This is a genomic window from Geomonas sp. Red32, assembly GCF_023652955.1.
Taxonomy (GTDB): Bacteria; Desulfobacterota; Desulfuromonadia; order Geobacterales; family Geobacteraceae; genus Geomonas.
In genome coordinates this window covers 1265296-1289071 of record NZ_JAKLOY010000001.1, presented here as the reverse complement: position 1 = coordinate 1289071, position 23776 = coordinate 1265296, and the positions used below count along the sequence as shown (strand labels likewise).

Sequence of the window (23776 nt, the reverse complement as noted above, 5' to 3'; positions counted from 1 at the left end):
GGTCATGGTCGTGGTCATGGCGGCGCTATTCCTTGTGGGTAAGCCAGTTCTGAAGGATTTGGGCCACCTGGTAGGGGTCCTGCTTGACCTTCTCCACCAGTTCGAGCTGGGTGAGCCGCAGCTTCTCTTGCTCGCGGCGCTGCTCCTCGAGCATACGGGACGTTTCGGCCTCGTTGGCAACCGGAAGGAAGGAAGCCGGCTTCTCCACCTTGAGCACCTTCATGAGCGGACGGATCACGAACAGCAGCAGCGCCAGGAAGCCCAGGGCGATCACCGCATACTTGATGCCGAGCTGTGCGATGGGTGCCTCATACCAGGCGGGGGGCTCCATGCCACCCTCGCCGGTGTCCTGGAAGGGGATGTTGGCCACGGTCACCTGGTCGCCGCGCTCCGCGTTGAAGCCGACGGCACTCTTGACGAGCGCCTCGATCTTGGAGAGTTCGTCGGGAGAGCGGGGCTGGTACTTCGGCTTGGCGTCCGGCTTGGCCCCCGGGGAGAGCTCGTACTTGCCGTCCACCAGGATGGCCACCGAGATCTTGGAGAGCGCCCCCTCCGGCTCGAAGGTGCGGGCGGTGGTGCGGCTCACTTCGTAGTTGAGGGTCTCGTCGCTCTTGGTGCCGCCGCCGGTGCTGCCGGCCGCGGCCGGGCCGCCGGTCCTCGCCATGTTGGACTGCACACCGGGGACCCCGCTTGCCGTGGTGGTGGTCCCCCCCTTCTCCTCGCTCCGCTGCTCGCTGCGTACCGCGGCGGTCTCCGGGTCGTAGCGCTCCTCGAAGCGCTCCACCTTCTTCATGTCGAAGGAGGCCGAGACCCGGGCGGCGGAACGGCCGGTGCCGACCACCTTGTCCAGGAGGCTCTGCAGCTTGTCCTCGGTCCCCTTCTCGAACTGCCGCTGGGCCTCCTGGCGGGCGCCGGTGAGCCTGGTGGCCGGGTCGGAGGAGGACGAGGTGGAGAGCATCTTGCCGCGGGAGTCGAGCACGGTGACGTTGTCGGGATCCATCCCCTCGATGGAGGAGGCGACCAGGTGGACCACCCCCTGCACCTCGGAGTCGCGCAGGCTCCGGTTGGACTTCATCTTGAGCACCACCGAGGCGGTGGCCGGTTTCTCGGCCTCCTTGAAGAGACTCTTCTCGGGGATGGCCAGGTGAACCCGGGCCGACTCGACCCCGGAAAGCTGCGAGATGGTGCGGGAGAGCTCGCCCTGCAGGGCGCGCTGGTAGTTGAGTTTCTGGACGAACTCGGTCATCCCGAAGTTCTTGCGGTCGAAGATCTCGAAGCCGATGCCGCCCCCCTGGGGAAGCCCGTCGGAAGCGAGCGAAAGCCGCAGGTCGTAGACCTTGTCGGCGGGGACCAGGAGCGCCTTGCCGTCGTCGGAAATCTGGTAGGGGACCTTCTGCTCCTTGAGCTTCTTGACGATCTCGCCGGCATCGTCCGAGTTCAGGTTGGAGAAGAGCGGCCGGTAATCGGTCTTGTTGGCCACCACGATCAAGGCGGCGAAGGCCAGCAGGGAGGCGAGCGCCACCCCGGCCACCACGAGCCTCTTCCCGGTGCTCAGGGCAAGAAACGGTTCCAGCAGTTTTTTGAGTCCTTCCGGCATGGCATCCCCACAGGGAGCTCGAAGGTCACCTGGACATCCGGTGACCGGCTCCCGTCATCGCGAATCGTTCGTGTAAGTCAGGAAAACGTAAAAGAGGTCAAAATTTCGACACAGGGGCAAGGGGGACCGGCACTAGACCGGCATCCTCATGATCTCCTGGTAGGCCTCGACCGCCTTGTTGCGGACCTGGGTAAGGAACTGGAAGGAGACGCTCGCCTTCTCGACCGCAAGCATCACCTCGTGGAGCCCCTTGCTCTCGCCGGTGGCGAGGCCCTGGATGGAGTGGTCGGCGCTCTTTTGGAGGCCGTCCACCTTGCTCATCATATCTTCCATCAGCTGACCGAAGCCGACGGCGGGGTTGCCGGCGGCACTCTCCGCCTGCTTGACCGGAAACGCCTGGGAGACCCCTCCCCCTACCCCAATCCCTTCAATACCGGTGATCTGCATGTAGCTTCCTCCTTAGCGACCGAGGTCGAGGGTCTTGATCGCCATGCTCTTGGCGGCCTGGGTGGCGGTGATGTTGGCCTCGTAGCTGCGGCTGGCCGATATCATGTCGGCCATCTCCTCGACCACGTTGACGTTCGGATAGGCGACGTACCCTTTGGCGTCGGCGTCGGGGTTGTTCGGCTCGTACTGCAGGCGGGGAGGGTTCTGATCCTCCACGATGTTGGTGACCGCCACGCTCCTCGCCTGGGTCGCGCGCCCCAGCGCCGCCCCGAAGGAGCCGGGGGCCGGGGTGGCGGTGAAGACCGCGTCCCGCCGGCGGTAGGGGCCCCCTTCCGCGGTGCGGGTGGAGTTCGCGTTGGCAAGGTTGGAAGAGATCAGGTTCATCCTGGTCCGCTCCGCGCTCAGGGCGGAGGCGCTGATGTCCATCGAAGAGAAAAAGTCCATTTAGAGGGTCCCCCTTATCGCCATCTTCATCCCCTCGAATTTCTTGACGAGGAGCTGCACCGAGGCGTTGTACATGATCTGGTTCTCGGCCAGCCGGCTCATCTCGCTCTCCATCTCCACCCCGTTGCCGTCCAGCCCGGCGTTGGCGTCGGGGGCCTGCACCACCGTCCCCTGCACCATCTCCAGGGACTGCGACCCGTGACGGAGCGGGATGTGGCGCGGATTGGCGGGCGGGGTGTCGATACTCCCCTTGGTGAGGGCGCTCTTTAGCTCCGACTCGAAGGTGACGTCCGAGGGGGTGTACCCCGGGGTCTCCACGTTGGCCAGGTTGGCGGAGATGAGCACCTGCCGCTTGGCCCTCAGGTCGAGGGTCTTGCCGAGCAGGTCGATGGTGTTGCCGAAGATACTGTTGACGGGCATGGTGTCTGCCTCCTTGCGTGCTGCTGGGGCTCCAGCAAAAGCCGTACCAGCCGGAAGATGCCGGATTTGCGGCCTTTAGCGGCCGCGTGGGTCATATTTTTGACAGGCGTCAGGGGAGCTCGCCGGCGATCTTGAGCCGCCACTTGAGGTCGGACAACGCCTCGGCCGCCAGTTTTCCCCAGGTTCCCCCTCCCCCCTTGGCGGCCACCTGCTCCCAAGCCTCGCGCGCCTCGCGCACCTGGTTGAGCCGGAGGTGCAGCTCCCCCATCTTGTAGAGGAACTGATCGGCGTCCTCCCCCTTGGCGAGCTTGAGGCCGCGGCGGTAGCTGGCCAGGGCGCCGGCGAAATCCTTGAGGGAGCTCTGGGCACCGGCCAGCGCGAAAAAGCCGTCCAGGGCGAGCGGAGAGCCATCGGGGACCCGGGCCACGAAGCGGGAGAAGGACTGCAGCGCACCCCGCTGGTCGCCGGCCGCCAGTTGGGCCTTGCCGAGGTAGTAATCGCTCTCGGGGAACTCCGCCTTGCCCCCCTTGGCGAGGAAGGCAAGCCCGGCCGCCACCTCCTTGAGGTTGCCCCGGTCGTAGGCCATGCGGGCCAGCTGTTCGCGGACCCTCCCGGCCTGGGAGCCGCCGGGGAAGCGGGAGAGGTACTCGCGGGCGGCGGCCTGGGCAAGCGTCTGGTTGCCGAGGGTGAGGGAGTCTTCGACGATGCGGGAGACCAGGAAGGGGGCCGAGGAGGCCGCCCAGTTGCGGTCGGCCAGATCGGGGAAGATCTCCAGCTCCTTGGTCAGCATCCCCGCATTCCGGAAGGCATCGGCCAGCCGGGGGGCGAAGCCGGGATCGGTGAAGCAGCGGGAGAGGAGCTCGCGGTTGTCGGCGGCGAGCTTGGCGAGGGCCGCGGAATCCTTGGCGGCGTAGAGCTCGCGGTAGACCGGCAAGAGCAGCTCCTCGCGCATCTTCTTGACCACGGTGGAGAAGATCCCGCGGGGGTAGCAGGTGTCGTAGTTGACCGAGGCCTCCAGCGCGCCGCGGGGTGCGCCGTAGAGGGCCTTCAGGAGGGCGATCTTGAAGAGCGCCTCGTCGCGCACGGCGAGGTCGCCGGGGGCGCGGTAGACGGCCTGGTAGCGCTCGAGGAGCGCGCGGTAGCTCTCCCGCGGGACGGTGAACATGTCCCGGTCGGCGAGCTTCATGCGTGCCCGGGTGGCCGCCACCGTCCCGTCCGCGTGGACCGCGAGCGTCCGGTAGATGGCGAGCGCGGCCTCCCCGTCGCCGTGCCGTTCGTACATCTGGGCCAGCCGGTCCAAGAGCGGCGGTGCGTAGACGGTCCCGTTGAGGGCCTGGATCAGCCGGGAGAGCTGGGCGCGTCCTCCCGCAAAGTCCCCGCCGCGTGCCCGCGCCTCGGCGTAGCCCAGGGCGATGCCGGGGGCGTTCTCCAGGTAGGCGGGCCAGAGGGTCTCCCCCTGCCGGAAGCTCGCCAGGGCCTCCGGCACCCGGTCGAGCAGCAACAGCGCCTCACCCTGCCGGTAGGAGGCGAGCGCCTTGACGGCGGTGTTCCCCCGGGCGGCGAAACCGTTGAAGATCTCCAGCGACTCGGCGGCCCGCTCGCGGTAGAGGAGCCCCTCCGCCTGCTGGAAGAGCTTCACCTCGTCGGAGGAGAGCTGCCCGGCCAAGAGCTTCGCGTCGGTGGGGACAAAGGGGAGCGCGGTCCGGTAGGGGAGCTGGTAGTTCTTCACGAACTCCTGGATACCGGCCAGGATCGGCTCGCGTCCCGGCAGGATATCGGGGGAGAGCGCCACCTTCTTTGCGGAGGGGCCCACCTCCACGGAGAGGACCGAGGGGTCGGCGAGCGCCACCGCCCGCACGCCGGGATCGCTCTCCCGGGTCCTGATGGTGACCGTCACCCCGTGGTAGCGGGGGGTGACCACGATGCCGGAGAGGTGGCTGTCGCTGTAGGAGCGGAACCGTTTAAAGGGGGGGGCGTCAGCCCCGGTGACCTCGATGACCACCCGTCCCGGGAGGGTGGAGACCCGGTACTCGGGAGGGTCCTGGAAGAAGAGACGGACGGTGGAGGAGCCTGCATGGGGGATGACCCGCACCCTGCGCAGACGGTTGTCCTGCGCCTGGGCCGCCAGGGGGAGCGCGACGACGAGGATCGCCACGAGAGCGAGCCGGAGAGCGGAGAGTGTACGGGGGGGAGAGGTCATGGGAATGGGTAAGGCAAAAGCCATGCCGAACCGGCCGCCTCCGCCGCGGCAATGCGCGGGGCTCCCCCCGGTGCTGAAAAACGGATGGCGGGGGCGAAAGCGGCAGGATTTCCAGGAGTTTTAAGAGGGGCGGGTGAGGGGAGCGGCGGGCGGGGTACGGGCGGCGACGGGCGAAGTCAAAAAAACCTCCGCGGGGGAGGTGTTTTTTTGACTCGCGCTAGCAGTGGAGGACCTTGCCGACCTTGAGCTTGAGCTCGCTCGCGTCGAGCGGCTGCATGAGGATGTCGCAGGCGCCCGCCTTGAGCGCCTTCAAGACCGCGCTCCTGGTCCACTCGGGGGCGCAGAGGAGGAGGGAACCGCCGCAGCGCTTGATCATGGGGGCGAGCCGCTTGCAGATGGCCAGGTCGCGGTCGAAGGTCCGCTTGAGCGAGACCACCGCCACCTTGACGTTGCCGTCGGAGAAGAGCTCGGGGAGGTCGGCCCCCAGCGGGGCATCCATCAGCGTGAACCCTTCGGGGGAGAGCCCGTCCATGATCTCCCGCCGCACGTCGTCGTCGCCGAGCACCAGGACGCAGGGGGGAAGCGCGGGGGCGGCCGCCGGGACCTCCTCCTCCGCCACTTCGGCCGCTACGGCCTCCGCCGGCGCCTCCTCCGGCTGGGGATCGAACAGGTTGGCCAAGGCCGGGGGAATCATGATGTCCAGCCGGTACATGTCGTAGCCGGGGATCTCCAGCGGCGCGCGGTACATGAGGTACGGTCCGTCCGGGAAGGGGACCTGATCGGTCAGCTCATCGATGTCCGGGATGTACTTCTGCGGGGTGAGGAGCTTCAAGTGCACCTTGTCGGGGAGCTTGGGCTGGAAAACCGTGTTGAAGGAGCCGATGATCTGGTTGGCGATCTCGCCGAAGGCATCGACGTCGTCAGGCTCCTGGATGCTCAGCCGCCTTTTCTCCTGGATGCGGGGGCCGGGGATGCCGAGCAGGATGGAGCTCATGACGATGGCGTCGCCCAGCGAGAAGATGAGGTAGAAGAAGCCGGGGTAGGCCTCGCGCGACTCGACGCCGACCGCGTAGACTGCCCCATCCTCGCCGGCCAGGTAGCTCTTGCGGTCGGTGTTCAGCACGTCGGAGGGCCCCACGGTCAGGTTCTGGCCGAGGAGCATGCTGCTCTCCTCGCCCGCCTGCCTCATGGCGGCATCCAGCATCGATTGGAGTTTCTCAAAAGCGGCCATGGTGACGTCCGGCTAACCTTCCTTATGCAGCTTGAGTCCCACCAGGAACCGCTCGTTCTCGTTGGTGAAGGGGATGACGACGCAGTCGCTGTCGGACATGGAGTTGATGGTGTAATCCTCCCCGGCGATGACGGTCGGGATGGAGAGGTTGATGTCGAGCCCCCCCTTGGAGAGGATCTGCTTCACGTAACCGCCGAGCATGTTGGCGATCTCCCCCAGGGCGTCGTTGACGTCCTCCCCCACCTCGCCGACGTCCATGCCGAGCATGTTGGAGGTGATCCGCAGGGCGAAGGACTGGGGGCAGTGGATGGAGAGGATGCCGGTGTAGGTCCCGGCCAGCCCGACCATGCCGGTGACCGAGCAGTGGAACGAGGTGACCGGCTCCTTGAGGGGGTAGCTGTCCTCCAGGGCCATCATCACCATGGTGTTGAAGACCTCCTTGGTGGCGTTGATCACGTAACCTGCCAGGTCAGCCTCGCTCAACCGGGTGCTCTCGGCTATCTCCTGGTTGAGGGCCATCATAAAAGCCCTCCGAGCTTCTCGTTCAACTGGTCGGGGGTGAACGGCTTCTTGATGCTGTCGCTCGCGCCGTTGTTGATCGCTTCCTTGAGGATGTCCTCGCCCCCCTCGGTGGTGATCATGACGATGGGGACCTTGACCCCTTTGGCGCGGACCGCCTTGATGAACTCCAGCCCGTCCATGTTGGGCATGTTGATGTCGGAGAGGATGAGGCTGATGCTCTTTCCCTCCATGGCGGCGAGCCCCTCGATACCGTCGCCGGCCTCGTAGATATCGTCAACCTGGAGCCCTGCCTGGCGCAGGCTGCGGGAGATGATCTTTCTCATAGTGGATGAATCGTCGACGATCAGTACGTTGCCCATGGTTTCCTCCTTGGTGTTGGTGCCTCCCGCTTTGGGGGCTTTATGAACAGGCCCGGGACGGCAGTACGCCCCCGGGAAGCTTGATCATTTTCATGAAGGCTATTCGGCTGCCCCGGTGGAAACTTTAGTATCTTCGGGGAGGTCAGTTTCCATGGGGAGCAGGACGAAGAAGCGGCTCCCTTTTCCTGCCGCGCTCTCCACCCCGATACTCCCGCCGTGGGCCTCCACGATGGCCTTGGAGATGGTGAGCCCGAGCCCGGTCCCCTTGAACCCCTGGGCCCCCGAGGCGCGGAAGTACTTGTTGAAGATGCGGGGGACCTCGTCGGCCGGGATGCCGATGCCGGTATCCTCCACCTCGACCACCAGGTACTGGTCCTGCACCTCGCTGGAGACCCTGATGGTCCCGCGGCGGGGGGTGAACTTGACCGCGTTGCCGATCAGGTTGGCGAAGACCCGGGCGATCTGCTTGGCGTCCACGTTGAGCGGCGGGATTCCCGCGCAGATCTCGCTCAGGAAGGAGGAGCCGTGGACCACCGCCTCGCGGGCGCCGTCGTTACAGCACCCCTCCAAGAGCGCCTGCACGTTGCACGGCTGCCGGTCGATCTGCAAAAGCCCGGCCTCCAGCCGGTAGGCGTCCAGCACGTCCTCGATCATCGAGAGCATCTTCTTGGAGCTCTTGTCCATCTCCTTGATGAACATCAGCAGCGAGGGGTCGACCTTGCCGGGGACCTCCCCCAAAAGCGCCTGCACGTATCCCATGATGACGGTGAGGGGGGACTTGAGGTCGTGGGTCATCATGGCCACGAACTCCTCCCGCTCCCGTTTTTCCCTTTTTTCCGAGGTGATGTCGCGGATCTCGAAGAACTCGCCCCAGCCGCTGCCGGTCTGGACCGCCGAGGAGCGGACCAGCACCACCGATCCTTCCACGCTGATCTCGGCCGGTTCGTCGTGGGAATTCTCGCTCAGTACGCGGTATATCGCGGTGCGCAAGGGGAGCATGTCAACCCGCTTGCCGAGCACCTCGCTGCGCTCCACCTTGAGGATCTCCTCGGCCTTACGGTTGATCAACGCCACCTTACCGTGCGCATCCAAAAAGACGATGCCGGAGCCAACCTGCTCCATTAGCACATTGGTGAAATTTTCACATTCCGTGCCCATCACACCTCCACCCAACACTACCTTTCCCTTGGCTTATCGGGAATTATTTGCAGAGCTTGAGCGATAAGGTCATTAAACAGAGTCTACCAGATTTTACCTGCCGTACCGGGCAGGCGGGGCATGGGGAAAGTGAGCCCGGGCGCCTGAGGAGTGGCATGCCCTTTCGCCACGACTAGAGGCCAGGTGGACCGGGGTAGGGAGACCTAGGTCAAGTACGGGATAGAGTGTGAGCGAGTGTGAGCGGGGGGGGAGCGGCGGGTGAGGGCGCGGTACCGGGAGCGGGGAGGCCCGGCCCTATCGTCCCCCCCTTTGACAAAGGGGGGACAGGGAGGATTTACAGCCGCCGACGAAAGGGCAGCCATCGTGGGGAAACCGGACAGTCAAGCCGGTCAGCAGGGCGATCAGCGGCCGCGTTCGATCGGGTACCCCTTCCGGTACCAGCCGATCAGCCCGTCGGAGATCTGATAGATCTCCTTGTAGCCATGGGAAGCGAGGTACTGGGCGGCCACCAGGGAACGCTGCCCCACCGAGCAGTAGACCAGGACCGGCTTCTGGCGCGGGACCTCGGCCACCCGGCGCTCGAGCTCGCCGAGCGGGATCAGGTGGGAGCCCTTGAGGTAGGCCTGCCGGTACTCTTCCGGGGTGCGGACGTCCAGCACGTAGATCTTCGGGTTGCGGGCCAAAAGCGACTTCGCATCGGTGGAAGTCAAATTGGTGACACCGGCAGCGAAAGCAAGCGAGGAGAGGAGCACGAGGATGGCGAAAGCGGAGACGAGCGTTACTGTGGACAACCGTTTCATCGAGGAGAGACCTCCGTTTAATTCATGGTGAAGATTGCGGACTCCCCTGATAACACGATCCCGGCCCGCTGGCAAGATCAAGGTCGCGGCAGCCTTCGGCCCCCATCCTCGATCCAGCCTTACCCCATCCTCACCCCTGCCCTCCCCTCCAAGGGAGGGAGAGCGGGTAACACGAAAGAGAGCTGGAAGGATGGGTGGGCGGCTGTGCGCGGTCACCACTCGATGGTGTAGCCTACCTGGGCGGGGCGGAAGGAGGCGGGGAACTCGCGGGAGAGGCGGGCGGAGGCCTCGAAGCCGGTGCAGTGCCCGGCGCAGATCTTCTTGACGCCGTACCTCTTGAGCGTCCGTACGGTCTCGTCGATCTGGGGCTGGGAACAGAAGGAGAGGTGGCAGCCGCCGATTACGGCGTAGACGCGCTCTTCCCCGCTCTTTTGCCGCGCGTGCTCCACCGTGTTGATGACGCCTGCATGGCAGCAGCCGAGAAGCAGGAGGAGTCCCTTGCCGGTCTTCACTACCAGCGACTGGTCGTCCGGCACCGGGTCGGGGTGGCATCCCTCCTCGTCGCAGAAGAGGCCGCGGTCACCCTCTTCGAAGGGGGTGACGCGGGGGACCTCGCCGGTAAGGTAGATGCCGGGGGTGATCTCCCGGAAATCCTCGCTGTACGAGAAGCTTGCCCCCATCCCGGCCAGGAACTCCTCGGGATAGGGGATACCCACCGAGCGGCAGACCCCCTCGCGCAGGGAGTACCGGCGGGTGAAGACCTTCGGGTGGGCGAGCACCCGCTTTCCTCCGGTGCTCTGCAAAAGGGGCCAAAGCCCCCCCGCGTGATCGTAATGGCCGTGTGAGAGGACCACCTCCCCCACCGCCCGCAGGTCCAGGTTCATCCGCTGGGCATTGTGCAGCAGCGTGTGGCCGCCGCCGGTGTCGAAAAGGATCGACGACCCGTCCGCCTCGATATGGGCTGCGAAGCCGTGCTCACCGAGGGTGCCGGCCAGGGCTCCTGCCGTGTTGTCGCAGACGATCCGGATCCGCCGGCTCATTTACAGCACGATTCCTTCGGCAGCTTGGGGACTCCGAGCTTGGCCAGGATGGCCATGGCCGGGCACCAGTTGGTGAAACCGGACTGGAAGAGGTTCAGCCCGACGAAGGCGGTGAACCAGAGCCAGCGGGGATCGTGGTAGTGGGCCAGAGCCAGCGAGAGCAGGGTGAAGAAGCCGGCCATCAATCTGAGCGCTCTGTCTATGTACATCGTCTTTCTCCTTTTCGCGAGACGGGGGCCTCCCCCTCCTCGCGTGCAGGGCCTTCCGGCCCGGTTCTCCCGCCCACCCATCAGGGGAGCGGCTAGTTTTCTTCCAGCATCTCGGCGATCTTACCGGCGACGCGGGAGGTGAGGTCGACGCAGCCGCTTTTTCCCTTGGCGGTCAGCACCTTGCAGCAGGTGACCCGGTACTCACCCTTGAACCACTCGTGCAGCTCGCGGGTCTTGGCGGCCACCGCCTTCTTGTTCCCCTCCATCACGAGGCCAAGGGCCATGGTGCCGCCGGAGACCGCGCCGCAGATGCAGCCGGCCCCCGAACCGCCGCCGAAGCCGGCGGCAATCCGCACCACCTCGTCGGAAACCTGGGGGGCGAAGCGGTTTTTCACCGCGCTCAGGACCGCCTCGGCGCAGTGCATCTTACCCGACCGGTACAAGGCCTCCGCCTCGGTGGCCACCGCCTCGGATACCGACATCCCCTCACTTTGAACAGCCTCTTTCTTGCTCCAGAACATGCACTCTCCAGATAGACGGATCGAGTACTGACTCGAACCGCTGGTTGTTAGTCATTGCCATCGCGGCATCTCGATATATTAATCTTAAAAGCCCTCACAACACAACCGCATAGCTTTTAATGTTTAACCTGCTTGTTCAGCGCCCTTTTTCTTCTCCTTCCAGGACTCCACGAGATAGTAAAGGATCGGGATCGTGATCCTGGAAAGGGTGGTGGAGGCGATCTCCCCGCACATCATGGCGATCGCGAGCCCCTGGAAGATCGGATCGAAGAGGATCACGAAGCTTCCCACCACGACCGCCGCCGCGGTCAGGAGCATGGGGCGGAAGCGGACCGCACCGGCGTCGATGATCGCCTCGTCGAGCGGCATCCCCTCGCGGCGCCTGAGCTCGGCGAAGTCGATCAGGATGATGGAGTTCCTGACGATGATCCCGGCCAGGGCGATGAAGCCGATCATGCTGGTGGCGGTGAAGAAGGCCCCCATCAGCGCGTGCCCCGGGAGGATGCCGATCAGGGTGAGCGGGATCGGGGCCATGATCACGAGCGGGGTCGTGAAGTCGCGGAACCAGGCGACCACCAGCACGTAGATGAGGACCATGACCGCGGCGAAGGCGGCGCCCAGGTCGCGGAAGACCTCGTAGGTGATGTGCCACTCGCCGTCCCACTTGATGCCGGGGCGCTCCTCGTTCCAGGGCTGGCTGGCGGCCCGCTGCTCGATGTGGTAGCCGCCGGGAAGCTGAATCGCGTCGATCTCCTTCTGCATCTTGAGGATCGCGTAGACCGGCGCCTCGATGACCCCGGCCACGTCGCCGGTGACGTACACCACGCTCTTCAGGTTCTTGCGGTAGAGCGACTTGTCGTCCACCCCCTTCACCACCTTGACGAGCTCGGAGAGCGGCACGTTGCCGCGGGCTCCGGGGAGGTAGAGGGAGGAGAGCGAGGAGAGGTCGTTGCGCGAGCCGACCGGGAGGCGGACGTCGATCAGCACCGGCTCCTTCTCGGTCGGGACGTGCATGAGCCCGGCCTGGGCGCCCCCCACCGCCGCCTGCAGCGTCTTCACCACCTGGTCGGGATCGACCCCGGAAAGGGCGGCCTTCTCCCGGTCCACCTGGTAGCGGATGCTCGGCTGGTCGTCCTCCTGGTACCAGTCGGTGTCCACCACGCCGTTGGTGGAGGCGAAGATCTGCTTCACCTTGCGGGCGATCTCCACCCGGCTCTTCTGGTCGGGGCCGTAGACCTCCGCCACCAGGGTGGAGAGGACCGGCGGGCCGGGAGGAATCTCGGCGACCTTGATCCTTGCGCCGTAGCGGTCGGCGATCGCCTTCAGGGTCGGGCGGATGCGGCGGGCGATGTCGTGCGACTGATCCTTTCGCTCATCCTTGCCGACCAGGTTGACCTGGATCTCGGCCACCGTCGGCCCCTTGCGGAGGTAGTAGTGGCGGACCAGCCCGTTGAAGTTGAAGGGGGAGGAGATCCCGGTGTAGCTCTCGAAGTCGGTCACCTCCGGCACCTTCCTGAGGGCGTCCCCCAGCTCGGCCGCCAGCCGCTGGGTCTCCTCCAGGGTGGTCCCCTCCGGCGTGTCCACGATCAGCTGCAGCTCGCTCTTGTTGTCGAAGGGGAGCATCTTCACGGTGACCGCCTTGAAATAGATGAGCGAGCAGGAGAGGAGCAGCAGGACCACCACCAGCGACAGGAAGCTGTAGCGGACCTTCTTGTTGTGGATCAGGGTCCCCATCACCTTGCGGTAGAACCCGGTCACCCAGCTCTCTTCCGGGGGGGCATCGACCTGGAAGTGCGATTCGCCCTTCATGAACCGGTAGGCGAAGTAGGGGGTGACGATGAAGGCGATCAGGAGCGAGAAGACCATCGCCATCGACGCCCCGACCGGGATCGGGCGCATGTAGGGGCCCATGAGCCCCCCCACGAACCCCATCGGGAGGATGGAGCCGATGACCGCCAGGGTGGCGAGCATGGTCGGATTGCCGATCTCGTCCACCGCCTTCACGGAGGCCTCCAGGGGCCTCAGCTTGGTGGTGGTGAAGTAGCGGTGGATGTTCTCCACCACCACGATGGCGTCGTCCACCAGGATCCCGATGGAGAAGATCAGGGCGAAGAGGGTGATCCGGTTCAGCGTGTAGCCGATCCGGTTGAAGATGAACATGGTCAAGGCCAGCGTCACCGGGATGGCGATGGCTGCCACCGCACCGGCCCGCCATCCCATGAAGATCGCGATCAGGATGGTGACCGAGATGGCGGCCAGGAACATGTGGAAGAGGAGCTCGTTGTTCTTTTCCTTGGCGGTTTCCCCGTAGTTCCTGGTCACGGTGACCTTCATCTCGGAGGGGATGATCTTCCCTTTCTGGAACTCCACCCGTTTCAGGAGGTCCTCGGCCACCCAGGTGGCGTTGGCCCCTTTACGCTTGGCGATCGAGATGGTGACCGCCGGATAGTCGCCGCGCCCGCCGGTGATCCCCTTCTTGGCGGCGGCCGGCCCCAGGCCGAAGAAGACGTAGTTGGTTGGCTCCTGCACCCCGTCGGTGACGGCGGCCACCTCGCCAAGGTAAACCGGGCGGCCGTCCTTCACCGCCACCACGAGCCTCCGGGCGGAGGCGGCGTCGGAGATGAAGCCCCCGGCGTCCAGGGTGTACTCCCGGTTGCCGGTGGAGACGGTGCCCGCGCGTCTGGCCACGTTGGCCTTCTCGATGGCCCCCATCACCGCACCGGCGGTGAGCCCGTAGGAGGAGAGCTTGGCGCCGTCGAGGTTCACCTTGAGCTCGCGGGAGAGCCCCCCCTTGATCTCGGTCTCCGCCACGTTATCGGTCTTCTCGAGGTCGTCCCTCAGCTCCTGGGCCACCCGCCGCAGGGCGCTGTGATCGTAGCGCTCCGACCAGAGGGTGAGGGTCAGGATGGGGACGTCGTCGATCGACTTCGGGACCACCAGCGGCTCGCTCGCGCCCGGCGGAAGGATCTCGCGGCTGGACATCACCTTGTTGTAGAGCTTGACGAGCGACTGCTCGAGGTTCTCTCCCACCAGGAAGCGGACGGTCACGATCCCCATCCCGGGGCGGGAGGCCGAGTAGAGGTACTCCACCCCCTTGATCTCCCAGATCTTCTTCTCGTAGGGGATGACCAGGCGCTCCTCGACCTCCTTGGGGGTCGCCCCCGGCATCGGGAGGTAGATGTCCACCATGGGAACCACGATCTGCGGTTCCTCCTCGCGCGGGGTCGCCAGCACCGAGTAGAGCCCCAAGAGCAGCGAGGCGGCCACGATGAGCGGCGTCAATTTCGAATCTATGAAGGTACGGGCGATCCGCCCCGCCAAACCGAGTTTTTCCATGCGTCTCTCCGCTGTAGCCCGCGAGCGGGCTCTGCGTTTCTCTTTGCCGGCCACCCATCCTCACCCTTTCCTCCTTGAAGGAGAGCGAGCTTGAGGCCAGGCCGGCGGGAATAGGTCCTACTCGATCTTCGCGCCGTCCGAAAGCTTCTCGATTCCCGCGGTAACCACCTGGTCCCCGGCGCTCAGCCCCGAAAGGACCTCCACCCGGTCGCCCGCCCGGTTGCCGAGCTTCACGAGCCTGAGCCTGGCGATGCGGTCGGGACCGGCGACCCAGACCGAGGTGAGGGAGCCGCGCTCGACCACCGCGGCGGCGGGAACGGCGATCCCCTGCCGCGATCCGGTCTTCAAGAGCGCCTTTCCGTAGGCTCCCGACCTGAGCCGCTTGCCGGAGAGGTCGACCTTGGCGATGAAGGTGCGGGTGGAGGGATCCACCAGGGGGACCACCTCGGAGACCCGGCCGGTGGAGGGAGCCCCCTCGACGGCGATGCCGACCACGTCCCCCGCCTTGATCCTGCCGAGGAGCGCCTCGGGTACCGCCACTTCGAGCCGGTATCCTCCGTCACCTTCCACCGTGAAGAGCGGGGTCCCCGGGAAAACGGTCTGCCCCGGCTCGACCTGCTTGGCCAGCACCACCCCCGCGATGGGGGCGGTCACCTTGCCGTAGCCGGCGACCGCTCCGGCTGCGCGGGACGCTTCGGTCGCCTGCTTAAGCCTCGCCTGCGCCCGGGCCACCCCTTCGGCGGCCACCTCCTTCTCGGACTGGCGGACCTCGAACTCCTGGCGGGTCAGGGCCTGCTCGGCGAAGAGCTTACGGTAGCGGTCGAAGGTGGCGTCGGCCAGCCTCTTGCGGGAGCGGGCCTCCTCCAGCGCACGGGCCGCCTCGTCGACGCCGTAGGCGGCCCCGGCCGCGGCTGCCCCGGTTTCGGCGGCATCGATGGCGGCGAGGAGCTTACCCTTGCCGACCCGGTCCCCCTCGCGGGCGTAGACCCCGGTGACGCTACCCGAGACCCGCGCGGCGATCACCGCCGAGGTCTTGGCCTTCACCGTCCCCACCGCCTCGGTGACCTCCGGGATACCCTCGGCCGCCACCGCGGTCAGCGTCACCCCCCGAACCACCGGCGGGGCGCTCTGCACCGCGTGCTCCTCCTTCTTGCCACATCCCAAAGCCGTCAGCACCAGCAGTGCCAGGATCGTCAGCCGGCTTGCTCTCATTTCATGACCTCCTTAACCAAAACCCCTGCCCTGAAGTACACCTCCGCGGAGGAGACCTGCAGTCCGTTCTCCACCTCGACCAGGTTGGCCCGCGCCCCGTTGAGCGCCGCCTCCGCGTCGAGAAGCTCCACCATCGAGGAAAGCCCATTCTGGAAGCGCAAGGCGATGAGCCGCATCCCCTCCTCCGCCGCCCGGACCGCCCCCTGTGCCGAGGCAAGCCGCAGCTCCGCCTCCTGGCGCCTCAACAGGCTCTCCTTCACCTGGAGCGCCGCCTCGCGCCGCACGTTCTCGAGGAGCTCGGCAGCCGCCTCCCGTTTCAGCTCCGCGCGGGAGCGCTCGTGCGAGCGGCTCAGGCCGTCGAAGAGCTCCCAGCGCAGGCTCACCCCTACCGTCCAGGAGTCGTTGTCGTACCCCAAGGGGACGCTGCGGTCGTTGACCTGGTAGCTCGCCTGGGCGTGGACGGTCGGGAGGTAGGCCTCCTTGGCCCGGCGCACCCCGAGCTCACCGAGCTGGACGGCGTTGTTGGCCACCGCCAGGTCCGGCCGGCTTCGCTGGGCCAGGAGCACCAGGTCGTCCTTACCGGCGGACGGCGCGGCCAACCGCGGGCCCACCCCGGCGTCGAGCTCCTCCCCATCCTTGCCGCCGGTTAACAGGTTCAGCCTCAGCCGCGCGATGGTGAGGTTGTTCCCGGCGCTCACCAGCCGCTGCTCCGCCTCGGAACGCGCGGTGGCCGCCCGTAGGGAATCGGACTTGAGCCCCAGCCCGTCCCGCTCGCGCAGGCCCGCCAGCCGCTCGTGCTCCCGGGCGTCGGCCACCGCCTGCCCGGCGATGTCGTTGTAGGCCCGGGCCTTCAGCACCTCGAAGTAGGCGAGGCTCACCCGGAAGGCGATCTCCTCCCGCCCCTCGCCGGTCCGCAGCTCCGCCCCCTCGGCCTCCTTGGCCGCCATATCCACGCCGCTAGAGATGCCGAAGTCGAGCAGCGGCTGGTCCAAGGTCAGCGTGGTGGCGAAATCGGCCCGCGGGTCGGGGTGGTTGAGCCGGTCGGCAGTAAAGTCGCTGCCGGGGTTGATCCGCCCCTCGTTGAGCTTCATCATGAAGACCGTGCTCGGGGTGGTGGAGAGCGCCACCCCGCTGTCGAGATAGAGCCGGGGCAGGTAGCGGCTCCGGCTGACGGCGACCGATTCCCGGGCCGCCCCCTCTTCGCGGGCCGCCGCCCTCAGATGGTGGTTGTTCTCCAGGGCACGCCCCACCGCCTCCCGCAGGGTGACACTCTCCGCGAAGACGGGAACGGCAGCCATTCCCCAGAGCGTAACGCTCAGCAGCACAAGGTATTTCTTCACCGCAACCTCCCTGTCGCAGCCGCACAGATCCAGCAAAAAATATATATGGATTTTTGTATATATATTGCAGAACAAATTGTCAACCCTTTATTCCATATCGGCATAAGGCCGGGGCTCCTTTAGTCCCTTCGACCGGGGCGGCTCATGAGAAGGTTAGCGGAAATAAATCACGGCATGACGGCTACCTGGGCGGCCCCGGTGACCCCGGGGATGGTCGCCACCACCGAGTTGGTGGTGGAGTTGACCACCGACAGCGAGCTGCTCCCGAAGTTGGCAACGTAGACCCTCCCGGAGGAGGGGCGGACGGCAACCCCGCGGGGGGCGGTCCCGACCGGGATGGTGGCCACCACGGCGTTAGTGCCGGTGTCGACCACCACGAGCTGGTTGCTGTTCCCCAAGGTCACGTAGAGCCTGCCGGAGGTGGGATCGAAGGCGATCCCCTGGGCGTTGTTGCCGGCCGGGATGGTGCTCACCACGTTGCCGGTGGCGGTGCTGATCACCGAGACGGTGGAGCTGAAGCTGTTGGCGACGTAGACGAGGCCCGCCGCGGGATTGACCGCCACGTCCACCGGCCCAAGCCCCACGTTGACGGTGCCGACCACCTGGTTGGTGGCGGTACTGATCACCGAGACGGTGTTGGAGCCGAAGTTCGCCACGTAGAGACGGCCGGTCCCGACGTTGACCGCCAGGTTGCGCGGGGAGGCCCCGACCGGGATGGTGGTCACCACCGTGCCGGTGGAACCGTCGATGACCGAGACGGTACCGCTTTGGTTGGAGACGTAGACGCGGTTGGTCGCGCTGTTGACCGCCACCCCCCAGGGACCCGCTCCCACGGTCACTGTGTCGACGACCGTGCTGCTGTCGATGTTCACCACGGAGACCGTGCCGTTGTTATTGTTGGCGACGTAGGCGAGCCGGCTGGCGGTGTTGAGCGCCACCCCCTGGGGGGCTCCGCCAACCAGTACGTTGGAGAGGACCGAATTGCCGATCAGGTCGACGGCCGAGAGGAAGGCGGTCCCGGAGTTGGTCACGAAGGCCTCGTTGGCGGCGGTCGTCTGCCCCCGCTGCACGGTCACCGTGGTCGAGCCGGTCACCGCTCCTCCGGCCTGCGGGAAACTCGCGGTGATAACCGCGGAGCCCTGGGCCTGGCCGATGACGACCCCCTTGGTACCGGAAACGTTGCTGACCGTCGCCACGCTGGTAAGCGAGGAGCTCCAGGTGACCTGGCTGGTGAGATCCTGGGTGCTGTTGTCCGAGAAGGTCCCGGTGGCGGTGAGCTGTAAGGAGGAGCCGACGGAGACGGTCGGGTTGGCAGGGGTCACCGTGATCGAGCTCAGGGTCCTCACGGTGAGGGTGGTCGACCCGGTCACCCCGGCCACGTTGGCGCCGATCACCGCGGTGCCGTTGGCGAGTGCCGTGGCGGTTCCCCGGCTCCCGGAGACGTTGCTGACGGCCGCCACCGAGGGGGCCGACGAGCTCCAGCTGGCCAGCGAGGTGAGGTCGCGGGTGGTCCCGTCCGCGAAGCCGCCGGTGGCGGTGAACTGCCTGGTGCTCCCCGCGACCAGGCTCACGTTGGCGGGAGCGACGGTCAGCGAAGTGGGGGGAAGCACGGTGAAGGTCGTGCTTGCGCTCGCCACCCCCGTGAAAGAAGCGGTGATGGTGGCGGTCCCGGCGTTGACCCCGGTGACGGCACCGGCCGTGTTGACGGTGGCCACCGTCTGGTCCGAGGAGCTCCAGGTGACCAGGGTGGTGATGTCGCTGCTGCCGCCGTTGGAGAGGGTCCCGGTGGCGGTGAACTGCACGGGGGTCCCGAGATCGGCGGTGGAAGCCAGCGGCGCAATGGCGAGCGAGGTGACCGTCACCACGTTGAGGGCGGCGCTTCCGCTCGCCGTGCCGGAAGTGGCGGTCACGGTGACCGGCCCCACGGCGAGCGCGGTGGTCACCCCGGCCGCGGAGACCGTCGCCAGCGAGGGGGCGGAACTGCTCCAGGTGACCTGACTGGTGACGTCCTGGGTGGCGCCGTTGGTGAGGGTGGCGGTGGCCCGGAACTGCTGGGTAGTGCCGACGATGCCGATCTGGGTGGCGGGGGCGACCGAGATGCTCTGGATGGCGGCCACGGTAAGGGTGGTGGTCCCGGTGACCCCCGAGCGGGTCGCGCTGATGGTGGTGGTCCCGGCGCTGATGGCGGTGGCCACCCCGTTCCCGTTGACGGTGGCGACCGCGGGGTTGGAGGAGCTCCAGGTGGCGAGCGCGGTATCGTCGACCATGTTGCCGTTGGAGTAGACAGAGGTGGCCCGGAAGGTGGTCGTGGTGCCGGGGGCCAGGGTGGGGGAAGCGGGCGTTACCCTCACTTCGGTCAGGGTGACCGGCTGGCCTCCCGAACCGGAACAACCGAACAAAAGGACGCTCGCCAGTAAAAGGGCCGCCAACAATCTCACCATCCGCAATCTCCTTCAGGGAATTCAGGGCTTGGGCTGTATGCAGTATGCTTACCGCCAAGGCAGGGGGGTGTCAAGAAGCAGAAAGCCGGCAAGCGGGCGCCGGCGGCCGCAGCATAAGAGCGCGGCGGGCGGGCGCCGCGGCCGGTGGTTGGAATTGCGAGAGAGCTAAACCCCTAGAAGGGGAGGAACTGGTCGTTCAAGGTGGGGGCCCGCTCGTCCCAGTCCACCTCGGTGGAGAAGAGCGGCAACAGCCAGGAAGTCTCGATCCCGAAGCGGGCGAATTTCTTCTGGAGCAGCTTCGCGTTTTGGGCGAGGGCCTCCTCGGACGGCAGGCCGTCCTGCTCGGCGATGACCACCCGGGTATTCTTCCAGAACTTCTTCAGGTTGAAGAAGGGGCCGAAGACCGCCTGGTAGGTGGCCGACTCCCGGTCGTAACGTTTGGTGTTGCAGTAGGTGTTGGCGGCCAGCACCCCGTCGGCGGTCATGATCTTCTGGATCTCCCAGAAGAACTGCACCGTCAGCATATGGGTGGGGATGTACAGGTCGTCGAAGGCGTCGAGGATGACGAGGTCGTACTTGGCCCCCCTGGCCAGAGCGCGCTTGACGAAGACCCGCCCGTCCTCCACGGTGATGTGAACCCGGGGGGAGGGCTTGAAGTTGAAGTACTCTTTGGCCACCCGGACCATGGCGGGATCGATCTCGACCACGTCGATGGTGGCGTTGGGGAGGAGCTTGGAGAGCGTCGAGGTGAGGGTCCCCCCGCCCAGCCCGACCATCAGGATGCGGCGCGGGTTGGGACGAAGCAGAAGGGAGCCGAGGATCATCTTGTTGCAGTCGAAGAGCACCTTCTCGGGCTCCTCGAGGGCGAAGCAGGTCTGGACGGTGTTGGTGTGGGTGCTGAAGCGCAGGCAGCGGGTATCGCTATCCTCGGTGACGAAGAGGTTGCGGTAGAGAGAACGCTCCTGGTGGATGACGGTATCGGAGAACGCCGTCCCCGAAAGCCCCACCATTGCGCACACCAGCAGTATGACCAAACGCAGTGCTTTGACCATCCGTCTCCATCCCCGGAAGAACATCACAGTGAAAAAACACGAGGAGATACCCCCGCGAAGAGATCAGGACTCTTCGGGGACGGTACCCCTCTTCAAACCAAAGAGGGACAGTGCCAGCGTCAAGATGCCCAGTGCCGCTGAAACACCGATGAAACTCCAAAGTATCTGGCCGACCCCCATGATCAGGACGAGGTAGAAGGAGGTCAGGATGGTACCGGCCGCACTGCCGGTGGTGCTTACGAAAAAGAGGAACCCGGCGTGACGTCCGCTGGCGCTGCAGTCGTCGACCAGCAGGCGGACGGCGTAGGGAGACGCCATCCCCCCCACCATGGTCGGCAGGAAGAAAAGGAGCGCCGCCGCCGTCAAGGCGCCGTAGCGCGGATCGAGGATCAGGTCGAAGATCCGGTCCATCAGCGGATCCGCGAAGAGGGCCGCGGGAGTCATCGCCGCAGCGGTGGCCAGGGGGATCAGGGCGAACTTGGCCAGGGAAGGCTCACGGACCGAAAGCCGCCCTCCAACCAGGTACCCGACCGAAAGGGCCACCATGAAGACGGTGATGACCGCTCCCCAAACCTGGATGCTGTTGCCGAAACTCGGGGCCAGGATACGGCCGCTCAGAAGCTCCACCGCCATCATGGAGAAACCGGACCAGCCGGCGATAAAGAACACCAGAAAACGGCTCACAACGGGTCCCCGTACTGCCGGAAACGGCAGTTTGGTCGGCGCGGGACGGAAGGAAATACCGGAGGGATACTGAAAAAGGCCCCATTCACCGACAAGGCTCATGTACAATCACGGGAATGTACTTCTAACCAGCTGTAAAGTCAACGATTATATGACATTAACAAAAATTACACAGTATCTACTAACTGGAAAGTTCAAATCGTCCGGGGGGACGGACGGCATAAGCGCTGGAACTGACAGTTGAAATATTTTAATCGCCGAAACCTGTTCATCCTAAGTCAGTGCCTGGGCTTTGCCAGTACACTGTCCTTTTCCATCTCTTTCAGCATCGCTTTCACGTACGACTTCAGCACCTTCTGCTCCGATCCCGGGGCAAAGGTCTCGGAAACCGCTGACCAGACCGCTCTGCCGCCGGCCCCCTCCAAAAGGACGGTCCGGAAGACGTCATACTCGTTCTCGACGTACTCGTTGGGGGGCCAGAGCTCCCACCCGCGGTCGAAGAACATGGAGCGGTCGTCGGCCGGGTAGACGTCGAGCCGCTGCTTGCGCTCCAGGTAGCGGCAGACCACCACCCCGTCGTGGCCGAGCTCCCGCGCCTTGGCCGCCATGGCCGCCCGCGAGTACCCGGAAGGGGGGGCACTGTAGCCGGCGGTGGCGGGAATGCCGCGGCCGGTCAGCTGCCGGACGAATTCGTCGGTACACATGTTGCCGATCATCGAATTGGGCGGGAGCCCCACCACCAGCACCGAATGGGCCTGGGACGAGAACCCGGGGTCCTTCCAGTGGCCGCGGATCGAGGTGTTGGAGCAGCCGGCCATCAGCAGGACGACGGGCAACAGGGAACAGAGCACGCTCGCTAAACGTTTCATCTTGCCACCTCCGCAGTTGAGATGAATAAAGATTAATGATAGCGAACGGAACCCTTTTTGCCAGCGGTACCCCGGCCTTCCTAGGCGTAGCCGTTGGCGAGCAGGTAGCGCCCGACCCAGTTCTTGGAAAACTGGAACGCGGTCCTGCCGCAGCGCTTGCTCTTGTCGTGCGACCACTGGATGGCGTCGAGCTCGAGGTCCTTGTTCCACGGGATCTGCACCTCGCGCTTCTTGGCCTCCCGCTCGATGCAAAGCCGCACCGCCTCGAGATAGCGGTCCTGGTTGAAGACGTGGAAGGCGACCCAGAGGCCGAAGCGGTCGGAGAGGGAAACCTTCTCCTCCATCGCCTCGCTCTGCTGGAGCTCGCCGTTGACGAACTTGCCGCCGATCAGGTCCGACTCGTACTCCGGCAGGAGGTGGCGGCGGTTGGAGGTCACGTAGATCAGGACGTTTTCCGGTGCCGAATAGACCGAGCCGTCGAGGGCGCTCTTCAGCATCTTGTAGCTCAGCTCCCCCACCTCGAAGGTGAGGTCGTCGCAGAGCAGGATGAAGCGGTACGGCTGGTTCTCGACCGCCGAGAAGATCTCGGAGAGGTAGATGAGATCCTCCTTTTCGACCTGGATGACCCGCAGCCCCTCCGGTGCGAAGCGGTTCAAAAGCGCCTTGACCAGCGAGGATTTGCCGGTGCCACGCGAGCCCCACAGAAGGGCGTTGTTGGCGGGCAGCCCCTTGAGGAACTGCTTGGTGTTATTCACCATGATCTCGCGCTGCTTCTCGACCCCCAAAAGCTCGTCGAGGTCGGTGGTGTCGGTCACCTTGACCGGCTCGAGGTAGCCGGAGAAGGAGTGGCGGCGCCAGTTGGCGGCGTGGCAGGCAGACCAGTCGACCGGCTTCACGGCCTTGGGAAGGAGCATCTCTACGGAGCCGAGCACGCGCTCGAGCTGGGCGACTACTTCGGGTTTCAGATTGATCATGGGCCTCTCTCGGAACGTAGGGTAAAGGGCGCCGGGGCCGCCGGAGATGACTGGCAGCGAGACGGAGCCTGGATAGCTGATGCCACGGAAGCAACAAGCGGTTGACGGGGCCAACAAAAGACGGGGTCAATGAGGATGGGCCAACCTATTGAAACTGCGGCAGAAAAAGAAAACGATGTTGTATACGCTATCGGGCTCCCCCGTGTCAACAAACTTTGCCGGGAGCTTTCACCATCCGCTGCGTGCTTTGCAGCCACATACGGCGTTTCTTTCCATTCAACCAATGATTCCAGGGCGATCCCGTCCCTCCAGCGGCCTCTCCCCCGGCATCGTCCACACTCGTCACCGGCCCGCGCAGAGCGGCCGTTGCCATGGGGGGATAACCCGTTACAATTGCAGACATCGCGGAAAGGGGGGGGAGTGCCAGCGACCAGGACCACAAAGGGGGGAGCCATGGACCGGAAAAAGATGATCGAGCGGCTGAACGATCTTATCCAGTTGGACGTGGACGCGGTGGAGGCCTACCGCCAGGTGATCAAGCACCTGGAATACGACGACATCTGCCGGAGGTTGCGAGACTTCCAGGACGACCACCAGGCCCACATCCAGAAACTCCGCTCGCTGGTCATGCAGCTGGACGGCCGCCCCATCGAGGCGAAGCCGGACTTCAAGGGGTATCTCTTGGAAGGGTTCACCATGCTCATGAGCGCCTCCGGCTCGCTGGGGGCCATGGAGGCGATGAAGGCCAACGAGGTGATCACCAACCGCAACTACGAAAAGGCGGCCGCCCTCCCCTGGCCCGACGACATCAAGAGCGTCATCCTCGACAACTACTCGCAGGAAGAACGCCACCTGAACTACATCAACGATATCATCACCATCCCGCGCCATCCCTTGCGCTAGGCGCGCCAACCTGCCAG

General features: G+C 65.4%; 20 protein-coding genes and 1 pseudogene. 1 reads left to right on the top strand and 20 read right to left on the bottom strand.

Annotated elements, in window-relative coordinates; translation table 11 throughout:
- Positions 1-25 precede the first annotated feature (25 nt).
- The 20 genes and pseudogenes from fliF to L4X63_RS05495 all read right to left on the bottom strand — a co-directional run bounded on the left by fliF (position 26) and on the right by L4X63_RS05495 (position 22856).
- The gene (gene fliF / locus L4X63_RS05590; RefSeq protein WP_250677597.1) at positions 26-1597 is read right to left on the bottom strand and encodes a flagellar basal-body MS-ring/collar protein FliF; all 1572 of its coding nucleotides are present in this window, start codon (positions 1595-1597) and stop codon (positions 26-28) included.
- Positions 1598-1729: 132 nt separating this feature from the next.
- On the bottom strand, positions 1730-2044 hold the full coding sequence (gene fliE, locus L4X63_RS05585) for a flagellar hook-basal body complex protein FliE (RefSeq protein ID WP_250677596.1): 315 nt from the start codon (positions 2042-2044) through the stop codon (positions 1730-1732).
- Positions 2045-2056: 12 nt separating this feature from the next.
- On the bottom strand, positions 2057-2488 hold the full coding sequence (gene flgC / locus L4X63_RS05580; RefSeq protein ID WP_250677595.1) for a flagellar basal body rod protein FlgC: 432 nt from the start codon (positions 2486-2488) through the stop codon (positions 2057-2059).
- On the bottom strand, positions 2489-2908 hold the full coding sequence (flgB, locus tag L4X63_RS05575) for a flagellar basal body rod protein FlgB (protein ID WP_250677594.1): 420 nt from the start codon (positions 2906-2908) through the stop codon (positions 2489-2491).
- 109 nt (positions 2909-3017) lie between these two features.
- A complete protein-coding gene (locus L4X63_RS05570; RefSeq protein ID WP_250677593.1) occupies positions 3018-5132 on the bottom strand; it encodes a tetratricopeptide repeat protein in 2115 nt (704 codons plus the stop codon).
- A 193-nt stretch (positions 5133-5325) separates the two neighbouring features.
- Positions 5326-6339 carry a response regulator gene (locus tag L4X63_RS05565; RefSeq protein ID WP_250677592.1) on the bottom strand — a complete coding sequence of 338 codons (1014 nt, stop codon included), beginning with the start codon at positions 6337-6339 and terminating at the stop codon, positions 5326-5328.
- Between the two features lie 12 nt (positions 6340-6351).
- Positions 6352-6861: a chemotaxis protein CheX gene (locus L4X63_RS05560; protein WP_250677591.1), complete on the bottom strand. Its 510-nt coding sequence runs from the start codon at positions 6859-6861 to the stop codon at positions 6352-6354.
- Complete coding sequence (locus L4X63_RS05555) at positions 6858-7220, bottom strand: response regulator (RefSeq protein WP_250677590.1); 363 nt, start codon at positions 7218-7220, stop codon at positions 6858-6860. The genes L4X63_RS05560 and L4X63_RS05555 overlap by 4 nt, the downstream gene beginning before the upstream one ends.
- 99 nt (positions 7221-7319) lie before the next feature.
- Complete coding sequence (locus tag L4X63_RS05550) at positions 7320-8342, bottom strand: sensor histidine kinase (RefSeq protein ID WP_250677589.1); 1023 nt, start codon at positions 8340-8342, stop codon at positions 7320-7322.
- A gap of 437 nt (positions 8343-8779) precedes the next feature.
- On the bottom strand, positions 8780-9178 hold the full coding sequence (locus tag L4X63_RS05545) for a rhodanese-like domain-containing protein (RefSeq protein ID WP_250677588.1): 399 nt from the start codon (positions 9176-9178) through the stop codon (positions 8780-8782).
- A gap of 212 nt (positions 9179-9390) precedes the next feature.
- Complete coding sequence (locus L4X63_RS05540; RefSeq protein WP_250677587.1) at positions 9391-10218, bottom strand: MBL fold metallo-hydrolase; 828 nt, start codon at positions 10216-10218, stop codon at positions 9391-9393.
- Positions 10215-10427 carry a YgaP family membrane protein gene (locus tag L4X63_RS05535; RefSeq protein ID WP_250677586.1) on the bottom strand — a complete coding sequence of 71 codons (213 nt, stop codon included), beginning with the start codon at positions 10425-10427 and terminating at the stop codon, positions 10215-10217. Before L4X63_RS05535 ends, L4X63_RS05540 begins: the two co-directional genes overlap by 4 nt.
- A 92-nt stretch (positions 10428-10519) precedes the next feature.
- A complete protein-coding gene (locus tag L4X63_RS05530) occupies positions 10520-10948 on the bottom strand; it encodes a C-GCAxxG-C-C family protein (RefSeq protein ID WP_250677585.1) in 429 nt (142 codons plus the stop codon).
- 123 nt (positions 10949-11071) lie between these two features.
- Positions 11072-14284 carry an efflux RND transporter permease subunit gene (locus tag L4X63_RS05525; RefSeq protein WP_250677584.1) on the bottom strand — a complete coding sequence of 1071 codons (3213 nt, stop codon included), beginning with the start codon at positions 14282-14284 and terminating at the stop codon, positions 11072-11074.
- 117 nt (positions 14285-14401) lie between these two features.
- A complete protein-coding gene (locus L4X63_RS05520; protein ID WP_250677583.1) occupies positions 14402-15496 on the bottom strand; it encodes an efflux RND transporter periplasmic adaptor subunit in 1095 nt (364 codons plus the stop codon).
- The gene (locus L4X63_RS05515) at positions 15493-16836 is read right to left on the bottom strand and encodes a TolC family protein (RefSeq protein ID WP_250677582.1); all 1344 of its coding nucleotides are present in this window, start codon (positions 16834-16836) and stop codon (positions 15493-15495) included. The genes L4X63_RS05520 and L4X63_RS05515 overlap by 4 nt, the downstream gene beginning before the upstream one ends.
- Before the next feature lie 167 nt (positions 16837-17003).
- The gene (locus tag L4X63_RS05510) at positions 17004-19277 is read right to left on the bottom strand and encodes an Ig-like domain-containing protein (protein ID WP_250677581.1); all 2274 of its coding nucleotides are present in this window, start codon (positions 19275-19277) and stop codon (positions 17004-17006) included.
- 173 nt (positions 19278-19450) lie between these two features.
- Positions 19451-20962: pseudogene (locus L4X63_RS05505) on the bottom strand (spermidine synthase).
- Positions 20963-21291: 329 nt separating this feature from the next.
- A complete protein-coding gene (locus tag L4X63_RS05500; protein ID WP_250677580.1) occupies positions 21292-21882 on the bottom strand; it encodes a hypothetical protein in 591 nt (196 codons plus the stop codon).
- An 80-nt stretch (positions 21883-21962) separates the two neighbouring features.
- The gene (locus L4X63_RS05495; RefSeq protein ID WP_250677579.1) at positions 21963-22856 is read right to left on the bottom strand and encodes an ATP-binding protein; all 894 of its coding nucleotides are present in this window, start codon (positions 22854-22856) and stop codon (positions 21963-21965) included.
- Between the two features lie 453 nt (positions 22857-23309).
- On the opposite strand from L4X63_RS05495, the gene L4X63_RS05490 reads away from it, so the two are divergent.
- Positions 23310-23759 (top strand): ferritin-like domain-containing protein, encoded by a 450-nt coding sequence (locus L4X63_RS05490; RefSeq protein ID WP_250677578.1) that lies wholly within the window; start codon positions 23310-23312, stop codon positions 23757-23759.
- Positions 23760-23776 lie beyond the last annotated feature (17 nt).